The sequence below is a fragment of the Phenylobacterium sp. genome (genome assembly GCF_036501465.1).
In the GTDB taxonomy this organism is placed as follows: Bacteria; Pseudomonadota; Alphaproteobacteria; order Caulobacterales; family Caulobacteraceae; genus Phenylobacterium.
In genome coordinates this window covers 1-12932 of the sequence record NZ_DASYAF010000042.1, presented here as the reverse complement: position 1 = coordinate 12932, position 12932 = coordinate 1, and the positions used below count along the sequence as shown (strand labels likewise).

Annotated in this window: 11 protein-coding genes; 6 read left to right on the top strand and 5 right to left on the bottom strand. The window is 71.4% G+C overall.

Features of this window, described 5'->3' with window-relative positions:
* The coding region (locus VGL85_RS04175; RefSeq protein ID WP_331586298.1) for a GntR family transcriptional regulator at positions 1-527 on the bottom strand (527 nt) is incomplete at its 3' end.
* A gap of 337 nt (positions 528-864) precedes the next feature.
* Here VGL85_RS04175 and VGL85_RS04170 point away from each other — a divergent pair.
* The 3 genes from VGL85_RS04170 to VGL85_RS04160 all read left to right on the top strand — a co-directional run bounded on the left by VGL85_RS04170 (position 865) and on the right by VGL85_RS04160 (position 7470).
* Positions 865-3300 carry a hypothetical protein gene (locus tag VGL85_RS04170; protein ID WP_331586296.1) on the top strand — a complete coding sequence of 812 codons (2436 nt, stop codon included), beginning with the start codon at positions 865-867 and terminating at the stop codon, positions 3298-3300.
* A gap of 101 nt (positions 3301-3401) precedes the next feature.
* A complete protein-coding gene (locus tag VGL85_RS04165) occupies positions 3402-5543 on the top strand; it encodes a hybrid sensor histidine kinase/response regulator (protein ID WP_331586294.1) in 2142 nt (713 codons plus the stop codon).
* A 235-nt stretch (positions 5544-5778) separates the two neighbouring features.
* Entirely contained in the window at positions 5779-7470 is a 1692-nt protein-coding gene (locus tag VGL85_RS04160; protein ID WP_331586292.1) for a GAF domain-containing protein, read from the top strand.
* Positions 7471-7491: 21 nt separating this feature from the next.
* Here VGL85_RS04160 and VGL85_RS04155 read toward each other — a convergent pair whose 3' ends face one another.
* Together VGL85_RS04155 and VGL85_RS04150 are read right to left on the bottom strand one after the other, a co-directional pair.
* Positions 7492-8226 (bottom strand): hypothetical protein, encoded by a 735-nt coding sequence (locus tag VGL85_RS04155; protein WP_331586290.1) that lies wholly within the window; start codon positions 8224-8226, stop codon positions 7492-7494.
* A 4-nt stretch (positions 8227-8230) separates the two neighbouring features.
* Positions 8231-8842 carry an OmpA family protein gene (locus VGL85_RS04150; protein WP_331586288.1) on the bottom strand — a complete coding sequence of 204 codons (612 nt, stop codon included), beginning with the start codon at positions 8840-8842 and terminating at the stop codon, positions 8231-8233.
* 273 nt (positions 8843-9115) lie between these two features.
* Between VGL85_RS04150 and VGL85_RS04145 the strand changes: the two genes are divergently transcribed.
* Both VGL85_RS04145 and VGL85_RS04140 read left to right on the top strand, forming a co-directional pair.
* Positions 9116-10255 (top strand): FAD-binding oxidoreductase, encoded by a 1140-nt coding sequence (locus VGL85_RS04145; protein ID WP_331586286.1) that lies wholly within the window; start codon positions 9116-9118, stop codon positions 10253-10255.
* Positions 10256-10302: 47 nt separating this feature from the next.
* On the top strand, positions 10303-10953 hold the full coding sequence (locus VGL85_RS04140) for a hypothetical protein (protein WP_331586284.1): 651 nt from the start codon (positions 10303-10305) through the stop codon (positions 10951-10953).
* Here VGL85_RS04140 and VGL85_RS04135 read toward each other — a convergent pair.
* Positions 10950-11615, bottom strand: coding sequence for an FABP family protein (locus tag VGL85_RS04135; RefSeq protein WP_331586282.1), 666 nt, complete (start codon positions 11613-11615; stop codon positions 10950-10952). The genes VGL85_RS04140 and VGL85_RS04135 overlap by 4 nt on opposite strands.
* A gap of 142 nt (positions 11616-11757) precedes the next feature.
* Between VGL85_RS04135 and VGL85_RS04130 the strand changes: the two genes are divergently transcribed.
* Positions 11758-12795, top strand: coding sequence for a Tim44 domain-containing protein (locus VGL85_RS04130; protein WP_331586280.1), 1038 nt, complete (start codon positions 11758-11760; stop codon positions 12793-12795).
* Here VGL85_RS04130 and VGL85_RS04125 read toward each other — a convergent pair.
* Positions 12792-12932: integrase core domain-containing protein (locus tag VGL85_RS04125; protein WP_331586300.1), on the bottom strand; the 141-nt coding region annotated here is incomplete at its 5' end. The genes VGL85_RS04130 and VGL85_RS04125 overlap by 4 nt on opposite strands.

Genomic DNA, 12932 nt, shown 5'->3' with positions numbered 1-12932 from the left:
TAGGACCAGTGCCAGCGGGTCTTGCGGCGGACCGCGGCGATCATCTTCTGGGCGTCGGCGCTGGCGCAGCCGGCCATCAGGCTGAAGATCACCTCGCTCTGATGGATCAGCTCTTCCGCCGTCTCCCTGGCGTCAGCGTCGGCCAGCAGCTTGTCGGACTTCTTCAGGATCTCGGCCATCAGCGGGTTCGAGGCGCGGATGCAGGCGAAACGGGCGGCCACGCCATAGAGGCTGGCGCGCAGTTCATAGAGGTCGAACACCTCCTGCAGGGTGGTGACCGTCACGCTGGCCCCGCGGTTGGGCTCCAGGATCACCAGGCCGTCGTCGGCGAGCTCGCCCAACGCGCGGCGGACGATGGAGCGGCCGACCTTGAACTCTTCGCACAGCCGCGCCTCGCGCAGCCATTCGCCGGGCGACCAGAGACCCTCCTGGATCTGATGGCGCAGACGCTCCGTCACCTCCGCCGCGGTGGGGCCGTCGCTGCGGACGCGGCCCGGCCGGCGGGCAGGCTGTGCGGCGTTCTCCAAGACTGACCTCACCTCTCGACGTGACGCGCCGGCCGGGCCGCGGGACGGCGGACCGGCCAAGCTGATGCTGCGCCAATCCCACGGTTGAGGGCAAGAGGCCGGGCGCACAGTTACGCATAAATTGTCGTACAAATAGACTAACACAGTCGTACAATATGATGGAGCGTCAACGGCGGAGCGCCGCCACCACCATCCGCGACAACCAGCCGTGCACGATCGGCGTCGATCTCGTCCGTCGCTGATGCGTTGAAGCACGAACGGCGCGGGACTTGCGCCGGCCGGCGAATAGGCAGACCTGCCGCGGAACGGTCCAAAAGCAGGGCTAGCCACGCCGGCCATGAGGGCTCTTACGAGACTGCTGCTCGCTTGCCTCGCGGCGCTGCTGGCGCCGGCCGCGGCGTGGGCGGACGCCGCGCCGTTCGACCTGGTCGGGCCCGAGCTGCAGATCAACGTCAGCCGCGCTGGCCAGAGCCTGCCGATCTCGCGCACGCCCACCCTGGCGGCCGGCGACCAGTTGTGGATCAAGGCCGACCTGCCGCCCGGCCAGTCGGCCCACTACCTGCTGGTGGCGGCTTTCCTGCGCGGCGCCACCAACCCGCCGCCGAAGGCCTGGTTCTTCCAGTCGCAGACCTGGGACAAGAAGGCGGCCGGCGGCATGACCGTCACCGTGCCGGCCGGCGCCCAGCAGGTGCTGCTGTTCCTGGCGCCGGAGACCGGCGGCGACTTCTCCACCCTGGTCAATGCGGTGCGCAGCCGCCCGGGCGCCTTCGTGCGCGCCGCCCAGGACCTGCACCAGGCCACCCTCGACCGCTCGCGGCTGGACGCCTACACGGCCGCGATCCGCAAGATCAACGAGACCGAGCCCGGCAAGCTCAAGGCCGCCTCGCCGCTGCTGGCGCGCAGCCTGTCGATCAAGCTCGACGCCGACTGCCTGCAGAAGACCGTCGAGCTGCAGGCGCCCTGCCTGGTCCAGGGCCGCGATTCCATGGTCATGGCCGACGGCCACGCCACCTCGATGGTCCAGGCGCTCACCACCGGCTATTCGGCCGAGCTGGTCCAGCAGCTGAGCTACACGCCGCGCGCCGGGGCCGGCTACTACAGCCCCTACGTCTCCTCGGTGCTCGACCTGGCGCACATCATGGATTCGGTGCGCACCGCGCACTACCAGTACATCCCGACCCTGGCGACGGTGCGCGGCGAGCGCCTGGCGCTGCTGCTCAACGCCCCGCCCAGCTTCCAGGACCCCAAGTCGGTGCTGGTGGTGGCCCTGCCGCAGGTCGCCCCGCCCGACCCGCCGCCGCTGCATCCGGTCGACGACAAGCAGGCCTATTGCGCCCAGGCGCCCGACCTGGTGCTGCCGGTTGAGGGCGCGCCGCTGATCTTCTCCACCCGCTATGGCCGCGACCTGGTGCTGCGGGTGGCGGCGAAGGACGGCAAGAGCGTCGACCTGCCGGTACGGCCCGACCCGGAGCGCGGCGGCCTGGCGGTGGACGCCAGCGGGCTCAGCCCCGACAGCTTCGGCGAGACCGTCCGCGCCACCCTGGAAGGGCGCTGGGGCTTTTCGGCCTACAAGGGCCCGAGCTTCACCCTGGAGGTGGCGCGCCCGCAGCGGTGGCTGGCCGCGCCGGAGGACCAGCGGGCCCTGATGGCCGGCGGCGACGCGGTCGTCCATCTGCACGGCCCCACGGCGGCCTGCGTGGAAGGCGTCGAGATGCAGGCCGGCGCCCAGCCCGCCCATCCGGTGACCTGGAGCGCCTCGAAAGCCGACGAACTCACCCTGAAGGCCCCGCTCGGCAAGCCGCGGCCGCGCAGCCTGACGGTGGCGGTGCGGCAGTACGGCGTGCTGCGGCCCGACGAGGTAAAGCTGCTGCCCGTGGACCTGGGGCCGCGGATCGACGGCCTGGACATCCACGCGGGCGAGACCTCAGCGATGCTGCGCGGCAGCCGGCTGAAGGCGGTGACCGGCGTGACCCTGGAGGGCGTGCGCTTCACGCCCGGCGCCCTGGCCGCCGACGGCGAGGCCGAGACCCTGACGCTCATCGCCGCGGCGGACGCCCGACCGGCCACGGCGGGGGAAGCCGACGCCGCGATCACCTTCGATGACGGCCACGCGAGCCGCCTGGAGGTCAGCGTCGGCCCGCCCAGGCCCAGCGTCAGCCTCATCGAGAAATCGTTCCGCCTGCCCGCGCCGCAGGGCCCCGGCGTGCGGATCGCCCTTGGCGACAAGGATCTGGCGCCGCTGGGCGCCCAGCTCACCTTCTCAATGCGCGCGGGCTCGACCGGTGGCTTCCATGGCGACGAGAAGGTCGAGGTCGCGGGACCGGGCGAAAAGGTGCTGGCGACGCTGACCACCGCCTCGGGCCTGGTGCTGGCCGACAGCCAGGTGGCCGTCGCCACCCTGGACACCGGCAAGGCGTTCAACGCCTCCGTCGCGGGACCTCTGAGCTTCCGGGTGGTGCGGGGCGGCGCGGCCTCGCACTGGACGCCGCTGGCGACCCTGGTTCGGCTGCCGAAGCTGGAGGGCGTGACCTGCCCGGCCGACGCGAAGAAGCCCTGCGCGCTCTCCGGATCGAGCTTGTTCCTGATCGACTCCCTGTCGAACAGCGCCGCCTTCAAGACCCAGACCCAGGTTCCGGCCGGCTACACCGACCAGGTCCTGGACGCGCCGCGCCCGGCCGGCGGCAAGCTGTACCTGCGCCTGCACGACGACCCGGCGGTGGTCAACGTCGTGACGCTGACGCCGGATGGGAAGGCCGCGAAGATCGCGCCTTAGGTCGCGGGCCGGGCGGCCGATTCGCTCGCCGGCGGGGGCGAAAACAAATCAGCGGTTAATAATTCTTTGCGATCATCCCCGCGAACGGGGGGAACTTCGCATTGCTCAGCTTCCTGGATCGCGGGCTCGACGAGATGGCCGCCGGCGCGCGCGCCGGCTTCTTCCCGCGTCTGGGCGCCACCATCGCTGTGGGCCTGATCTCGCTCGCCTTCCTGCCCTGGACCGCCTGCGCCGTCTGGGCCGCGCTCACCATCGGCACCGACACCGTGAGCTGGGCCGTGACCCGCGATCAGTACCTCGGCAAGCCGGTGGGCTGGGGCAAGCGGCTGCAGCACGTGATCTGCCTGATCGTCGGCGTCTCCAACTGGACGGCGCTGGGGGTGATGATGTGGGCCACCGGCTCCGCGGCCGGCGCGATCTGCGGGGTGATGCTGTGGCTGTCGGTCATGGCCTTCGCGCAGGTCTACGCCTACCAGTCGCGGGCGGGATACCTGCTGGCCGTGGTCCCGACCTCGGCGGCGATCATGCTCACCCCGGTCCTGGCGCCCAACGCCGCCCTGCAGGCCGGGCTGCACGGCGGCCTGCCGGTGTGGCTGCTGCTGGTGGTGAGCGTGGCCTTCTCGGTCTCCAGCGCGCGTCAGACCATGGATGCGCGCCGCCGCTACGAACAGGCGACGGACGACCTTCGCAAGAGCGAGCAGAGCTACCGCCTGCTGGCAGACAACGTCACCGACGTGATCTCGCTGGCCTCGGCGGAAAACGAGCGGCTCTATGTCTCGCCCTCGATCGAGCGGATCCTGAAGTTCTCGCCGGGCGAGCTGCTTTCGACGCCCAACTACACCTACATGCATCCCGAAGACTCCGAGGCGGTGCAAGCCTTCATCACCGGCACGACCGTCGAGACCGGGTCGCGCACCATGGACTACCGGGTGTTCGCCAAGGACGGCTCGACCGTCTGGGCCGAGACCACCTTCACGCGGCTGAACGACGGGTCGGGGCGCCTGCTGGCGGTCTCGCGCGACATCACCCAGCGCAAGGACCTGGAAGGCGAGCTGAAGGACGCGCTCGCCCGCGCCGAGGCCGCGGCCCGCGCCAAGACCGACTTCCTCGCCAACATGACCCACGAGCTGCGCACGCCGCTGACCGCCATCCTGGGCTTCGCGGGCGTGCTGAAGACCTCCAAAGCGCTGTCCGAAAAGGACGCGCGCCACGCCGGCCTGATCCACGACGCCAGCCAGACCCTGCTGGGCGTGATCGGCGACGTGCTGGACTATTCCAAGATCGAGGCCGGCGCCTTCGAGCTCGACCCCGCGCCCTTCGATCCAGCGGCGGCCGTGCGCTCGGCCACCGAGATCGTCGCCCAACAGGCGGCCGACAAGGGGCTGAAGCTGATCACCCGCATCGAGGCGCCCGACCCCGCGCCGGTGCTGATCGGCGACGCGCCGCGCCTGCGTCAGGTGCTGCTCAACTTCCTCTCCAACGCCATCAAGTTCACCCGGGAGGGCAGCGTGACCTTGCACCTCTCGGGCCGTCTCGAGGCCGAGCGCTGTCACATGCGGATCGCCGTGACCGACACCGGCATCGGCATCGGCGAGGCGCAGGTCGGCGCGCTCTTCAACCGTTTCACCCAGGCCGACGCCTCGGTCTCGCGCCGGTACGGCGGCACGGGCCTGGGTCTGGCGATCTCCAGGCAGATCGTCGAGGCGATGGGCGGACAGATCGGCGTGGACAGCGCCGTGGGCGAGGGCTCGACGTTCTGGCTCGAGATCGATCTGCCGATCGCGCCGGACGATGCGCTCGGCGCCGAGCCGGAAGCCGCCGCCGCGGTGCTGGAGCGGCCGGTCCGCGTGCTGGTGGTCGAGGACAATGCGGTGAACCGCGAGCTGATCACCACCCTGCTCGGTCCCTTCGGCGTTGAGATCGACACCGCCTGTGACGGCGCCGAGGCCGTCGAGGCCGTGGGCCGCGGCCGCTACGACGTGATCCTGATGGACATGCAGATGCCGGTGATGGACGGGCTGACCGCCACGCGCCGCATCCGCGCGCTCGCCGACCGGGACGCCGCGCGCACGCCGATCATCGCCATGACCGCCAACGTCCTGCCCGAGCAGGTGGCGCGCTGCCTGGAGGCCGGCATGGACGACCACCTCGGCAAGCCGATCAACCTGCCGCAGATGCTGCAGGCGCTGGAGCACTGGACCTCGCCCGAGGTCGCCGAGGAACGGGCCAGGCAGGCGTCCTAAGGCCCACGTCGCGCGGCTGGAGCGGTTCGCACCCCCGATCAGCGCTTGAAATGCGAGACGGCTTGACGGGAGTCACCCATCACCGGAGGCTGCGCCCGGGGAGAGGCGGAGCTGCGATCCGATGCGGGTCACCTTCCACGGCGTAAGGGGCTCAATGGCGGCGCCCGGACCGGCGACGGTCCGATTCGGCGGCAATACCTCATGCGTCTCGCTGCGCTCGGATTCGGGGACGCTGGTGCTGCTCGACGTCGGCACCGGCGCCGCACCCCTGGGCCGCGAACTGATGGCCTCGGGCGAGCCGCTCAAGGGCCATATCCTGATCAGCCACACCCACTGGGACCATATCCAGGGCCTGCCGTTCTTCGCGCCGCTGTTCACCCCCGACGCCCAGTGGGACATCTATGCGCCCCGCGGCCTGGGCGCGGCCGTGCGCGAGACCCTGGCCGCCCAGATGCAGCACGACTACTTCCCCGTGGACCTCGACCAGCTGGGGGCCAACATCGCCTATCACGACCTGGTGGAAGGCGAGCTGCAGCTGGGCGACATCCGGGTCAGCGCCCACTACCTGAACCACCCGGCCCTGACCCTGGGCTACCGGCTGCAGGCGGACGGGGCCACGGTGGTCTATTCCTGCGACCACGAACCCCACGACCGGGCCCTGGCCGGCGGCGAGGGCGAGATCACCGGCGCCGACGCCCGCCACGTGGCCTTCCTGTCCCGGGCCGACCTGGTGATCCACGACGCCCAGTACACCGCGGCCGAGTACGAGACGAAGGTCGGCTGGGGCCATTCGACGGTGGACTACGCCATCGCCATGGCGCGCGAGGCGGGCGCCAAGCGGCTGGCGCTGACCCACCACGACCCGACGCGCTCCGACGCCGATCTCGACGCCGTGCTGGCCGACGTCCGCGCGCGGACCGATTTCGGCGGGCTGGAGGTGTTCGCCGCCGCCGAGGGCCAGACGCTCGAATTGCGGCGCAAGGCCAAGCAGACCCACGAGGAGGGCTTCCGCGCGGACACCGCCCTGGACGCGGCGCTGTCGGCGACGACGATCCTGGGGGTGGCGTCGAGCGCCGAGGTGATCGAGCCGCTGCGCGAGGCGCTGGACAAGGAACAGCTGCCCTACGCCATCGCCCAGGCTCGCGACGTCGATGCGGCCCTGGCGCGCGAACATCCCGGCCTGATCCTGCTGGAGGCGACGCCCGACGCCCCGGCGCTGGCCGAGCACATCCGCGCGCACACGGCCGAGACCCCGATCATGGCCCTGGTCCCGCCGGACGGGTGGCCCTCGGGCGTCGAGCGGTTCGCCGAGGAGGAGATCGCCGCGCCCTTCTCCTCCAGCTACGCCCGCGCGCGCATCCGCGCCGCCCTGCTGCGCCACGCCTGCCGCTGGGTGCGGGCCGAACCGGCGACCGACGAGGCGGCGCGCCTCGCCAGCCTGCGCGAACTGCGGATCCTCGACACGCCGCCGGAGGAGCGGTTCGACCGCATCACCCGCCTGGCGACCGCGCTGTTCGACGTGCCGACGGCGATGATCTCGCTGATCGACGAGAACCGGCAGTGGTTCAAGTCCACCTGCGGGCTCGACGCCAAGGAGACGCCGCGCGACGAGAGCTTCTGCGCCCACGCGGTGGCCAGCCGTGAGGTCCTGATCGTGCCGGACGCCCTGCGCGACGACCGCTTCGCCGACAATCCCGTGGTGGTGGGGCCGACCCGGGTGCGCTTCTACGCCGGCCACCCGCTGATCACCTCGGACGGCGCCTGCCTGGGCACCCTGTGCATCCTCGACAGGCGTCCGCGCGACCTGGACGCCCGCGCCCTGCAGAGCCTGAAGGATCTGGCGGCGATCGCCACCTATGAGCTGGAAGCCGGCCGCCGCGGGGGCGGGCTGAGGCCGCCGCCGAGCCTGGGCCTGAACGTCGCCTAGACCAGCCTCAGCGGCTCCAGCCTAGCCCGAGGCCCTGGGCCGCAACAGGTCCGACCAGCGCCAGGTCCCGCCGCCCACCACCAGGCCGGAGCCGGAGGTGTCGCCCATCGAGAACAGCACCAGGCCGTGAACCGGCTGGGCGCGGCAGGTCTCCGGCGCGAAGGCCACCTCCCACATGATCGCCTCGCGCGCGGCGGCCAGGCCCGCGCCGTCCTGCCCGCGGCTCCTGATCCAGTCGCCGTTCCAGACATAGAGCGCCTTGCCGGGCGCGCCGCGGACGGCTTCGGCCTCGGCCACCGCGGCGCGGACCCGCGGATCCTTGCGCAGCGCCGCCTGGACGCGGCGGACCATGTCGCAGGGCCGCCCGCCCGATCCGGCGCCCGCGCCTTCGCCTTCGCCGGAGCCTGCGCCCGCCGTCGCCGCCGAGGCGATCTGGGCCTCGGTGAGCTGGGGCATGGGATCGGGCTCCGGCCGGGGCGCGGCCGGGATCGGCTTGAGATCGGGCCGCGGCGGCGTGGGCCGCACCGGCGTCGGCGGCGGCTTGGGCTCGGCCTTGGCGGGGGCCGCGGCCGGCGGCGCGCCGGAGTCCGGCTCAGGCGTCGGGCCGACCAGGGCGACCTCGATCGGCGGCAAGGCGGCCGGCGGCGGCGCAGGCTGACGGGCGGTCAACAGGACCGCCAGGATCGCCAGATGCGCCGCCAGACTCACGCCGACGCCGAGCGCCCGCCGCCGGCGTTCCGCGCGGCGGGACGCCATGCGGTTACGCCAGAACGATCAGCACCACGCGCCGGTTCTGCGAGCGGCCGGCCCGGCTCTTGTTGTCGGCCACGGGCTGGTCGGCGCCATAGGAGATGGTGCTGATGCGATTGAGCGCCACGCCGTGCTCGTTGAGATAGCGGCGCACCGCCTCGGCCCGCTCTTCGCCGAGCTTGTAGTTTTCGTCCTTCGTGCCCGTGGCGTCGGTGTGGCCCTGGACCTCGATGTAGACGTTGCGGTTGTCGGTCTTCAACTTGTCGACGAAGGCGTCCAGACGTTGCTGGGCCTCCGGCGACAGCGCGGCCTTGGCGACGCCGAACTTCATGGAGTCGTCGGTCAGCACCTCGGAATAGAGGAACTTGCCCTCGGCCAGCTTGCCCGCCGCTTCAGCCCGTTGCAGGGCGTCGCGGGAGGTCTGGTCCAGGGTGGCCAGCTTGGAATCGTGCTCGTTCACCTTCGCCGAGACATCCGACACCCGGTTGGAGACGTCGTTCACTTGGCCCGACACGGTGGCGACATGCTCGTCGACATACTTGTGCGTCGCGCAGCCGCCCAGGCTCGCAGCGCCAACTACCGTCGCCCCCGCGATCATGACCCCCGATATGGTCCGGTTCATTCAGCCTCTCCGTTCCGGCGGCCCGTCGCCGCCTGATTGCCACCCACAGCCACGTCAATTGATTGAGGCTGAAGAGGGCGGTTTCGGAGCCTGAAAGCGGCGCTTTGAAGGCGCGGCTTCGCTATAAGTATTTGATTTGGAAAGATAATATAAGAGGCAGAACCTTAGTTAACGCCTGAGGTGGAAATCTGGTTCCACAGGCGCTCGAAGGGCCTACCGCGCCGACGGCGGACGGGTTATCGACGGGCTCATATCCATAGCCGGAGATCTTCGGTGCCCGCCTACGATTTCCTGATCATCGGCTCCGGCGTGGCCGGCGCGGGGGTGGCCTACGAGCTGGCCAAGGACGCCGGGGTGGCGCTGCTTGAGCGCGAGGACGCCCACGGCTACCACACCACGGGCCGCTCGGCGGCGCTCTATATCGAGACCTACGGCAACGCGGTGATCCGCGGCCTGACGCGGGCCAGTCGCGGCTTCTTCGAGGCGCCGCCGGCGGGCTTCGCCGCCGCCCCGCTGCTGTCGCCGAGGGGTGTTCTGCATATCGCGCGCGCCGACCAGCTGGCGGGTCTCGATGCGCTGCGCCAGACCACCGAGGCCGAAGGCGGCGAGATGGCGCCCCTGGACCGCGAGGCGGTGCTGGCCCGCGTGCCGGTGTTGCGGCCGGACTATGTGGCCGCGGGCCTGCTGGAGCCCTCCGCCATGGATATGGACGTCGCCGCGATCCACCAGGGTTTCCTGGCCGGCGCCAAGGCGCGCGGGGCGGACATCCGCACGGACTGCGAGGTGACGGCGATCGCGCGCGAAGGCGCGGGCTGGCGCGTGAGCCTGGCCTCGGGCGAGGCGTTCGCGGCCAGGGTGGTGATCGACGCCGCGGGCGCCTGGGCCGATCGGGTGGCGGCCCTAGCGGGCGTTCGCGGCGTCGGCCTGCAGCCCATGCGGCGCACTGCCATGATGCTGGACCCGCCGCCGGGGGTGGAGATCCGCGACTGGCCGGCGGTGATCGACGTGGACGAGCTGTTCTACTTCAAGCCCGACGCGGGCCGCATCCTGGCCTCGCCGGCCGACGAGACGCCGAGCGAACCCTGCGACGCCGCGCCCGAGGAGCTGGACGTGGCGATCTGCATCGACCGGGTGCAGCAGGCGGCCGACATCCCGGTGCGGCGCGTCGCGCGCGCCTGGGCGGGCCTGCGCAGCTTCGTGGCCGACCGCTCCCCGGTGATCGGCTTCGATCCCGACGCGCCGGGCTTCTTCTGGCTGGCCGGGCAGGGCGGCTATGGCGTCCAGACCGCCGCGGCGGCGGCGCGCACGGCCGCGGCCCTGGCGCGCGGCGCGGACGTCCCGGCCGACGTGGCCGCCCAGGGCGTCGAGGCCGCGGCCCTGTCGCCGGCGCGTCTGGGGTCGCACCGATCGTGAAACAGGCCCGCCTTGTTCCCGTCGCGGTTGCTGGGCAGTCTCGGCCCATGCGTCCAGCCCTTCTCCCTGCCATAGGCGTCGCGGCCCTCGGCCTCGCCGCGCCGGCGCTGGCCGCCGATCCGCCGCCGGTCGCCCCGCCGGTGGGCGCGCCGCCTGGAACCTACGCCGCCCCGCAGGCGCCCGCCGCCCCCAAGCCTGCGCCCAAGGGCAACACCGTCTCGCCGGTCACCGTCTTCCCGGCCACCGCCGCGCCCAAGCTCACCAAGTCCTATCCGGCGGCGGGCCAGGCGATGGCGGCCGGCGTGCTGGTGATGACCGTCACCTTCGACCAGCCGATGCTGGCCACCGGCTTCGACTTCGGGCCGGCCACCGGGGGCGAGCAGCCGCCGTGCCTGAGGACCCCGCGCCTGCTGGACGACAAGAAGACCTTCGTCCTGCTCTGCACCACCGAGCCGTCCAGGAGCTACGCGCTGAGCTTCAACGCCAAGCCCCAGGGCGGTTTCGAGAACACCGCCGAGCACCGGGCCGATCTCGCCACGCTCAACTTCACCACCACCAAGGCCGACGGGCCGAAGGACGTCCACGAGGCCATCAAGGCCGCGGGCCTGCGCGACAATCTGGACATGCCGATCGAGGTCTCGCCCGACCGGCACGGCGACCTCGGACCGCCCACCGACGCGCCCGTCGCCAAGCCCTAGGCGGGCTCCCCCGCAACAGGCTTTCTCTGGCGGATGAGATAGAGCGGATTGGGCGTGGGCTCGCCCACCTTCGCCAGGGTGTTGCGGTCGCGATGGCGGAAGGGTTCGGCCCGGCCGCGCACCGTCAGCATGGTGTCGGACACATAGGACCACGTCCCATCGGCGTTGAAACTCACGCTCAGCTCGTAGCTGTCGGTGCGGAAGGCGTGTTCGAGGAAGTCGGTGGAGGCGATGCCATAGTTCATCGCCCCGCGCTCGGCGCGCACCGAAAGGCCCGAGCCGTCCGCCACGGCCCGCCCCGCCGCAAGCGCCGTCTGGCCGCGCGGGATGGCCAGGGTCTGCAGCACCAGGCCGGTGGCCGGCTCGTAGAGCCAGTAGCCCACCTGGTCGTGGAAGGTGGTGTCCTCCTCCTCGGTGTTGATGTGGATGTGGTAGCGCAGGCCATAGAACAGCTGCGGGCCGTTGGGCTGCGGGTCGATCGGCTGCATCTCGATGCGTTCGATGTACGCGCGCCGCTCCGGCCCGTCGGCCTTGGGATTGAGGTCGATCCCCTTGCGGCCCTCCCAGATTCCGGCCAGGCGGGTCAGCGGCCCGAGGTTGGCCAGGGTGTCCGGATCGACGTTTTCCGGCTCGGAGAAGATGTCTTCGGGGAAGGGGTTCATGCGCTTTCGCCGATGGAAGCCTGTCTCCATGGATAGGTCGGCGGCGCACGGGGCTCGGTCAAGTGTGCGTGATGAGCGGGGCGGGTTCATCTGGCGCGGCCTTCGGCGGCGACTTACATCAGGCCCGTCAGGGGAGACTTTCATGACCAAGACCCGGTCCATCGACCGCTCGAGTTTGAAGACCAAGTTCGTCGCCGCGCTGGGCATCGCACTGGCGGTCGGGCTTCTGGCGGCGTCGCCCGCCGACGCGCGCCGGGGCGGCAGCTTCGGCAGCCGCGGCTCGCGCACCTATTCCCAGCCCGCGCCCACCGCCACGGCGCCCGGCTATACCGGCCCCGTGCAGCGCTCGATGACCGCGCCCGGCGGGACGACCTATCAGCCCGGCTACCGGCCCGGTTATGCGCCGGGCTACGCGCCCGGCTTCGGCTACAACCGGAGCCCGTTCGGCGGTTTCCTTGGCGGCCTGGTGGCCGGCGGCCTGATCGGCGGCCTGCTCAGCGGCGGCCACCATTGGGGCGGCGGCTGGGGCGGCTATGGCTGGGGCGGCGGCGGCGGCGGCCTGCTGACCATCATCATCCAGCTCGTCGTCCTGTTCTTCGTCATCAACCTGGTGATGCGGATGTTCCGCCGCCGCGCGGGTTACGAGGAGCCGATGTTCGCCGGCCCCGGACCCTCCTCGTCGTCCTTCCTGGGCGGGGCGCCCTCGTTCGGCGGCGGGCCGCGGCCGGGTTACGGCGGCGGATATGGCGGCACGGCCGTTCCGCCCACCGCCGGCTGGGACATTCCGATCTCGCCGCAGGACCAGCAGGCCTTCGAGCGCCTGCTGATGGAAATCCAGGACGCCTATGCGCATGAGGACTACGCGCGCCTGCGCGAGCGCTGCACGCCCGAGGTGATGGGCTATCTGGCAGAGGAGCTCAGCGACAACGCCACCCACGGCCGCAAGAACGACGTCACCGGCACGCGCCTGCTGCAGGCCGACGTGGGCGAGGCCTGGCGCGAGGGCGACACCGACTACGCCACCGCCTCGATGAAGTTCGAAAGCATCGACATCATGCGCGACCGCTCGACCGGCGCGGTGCTGTCGGGCGACCCGAACACGCCGACCCAGGCGGTGGAGATGTGGACCTTCGCCCGCCACACGGGCGGCGACTGGAAGCTGTCGGCGATCCAGACCTAGGTGTCGTTTCCAAGAAGGTTGTTCACACGCTGCCAGGGTGTGAGGCCTGCGATGCCGGAGTGTGGGCGATCGAGGTTGTAGGCGTCGGTCCAGGCTGCGACGGCCTGGGTTCGTTCGGCCGAGGAGCGGTAGGGCCT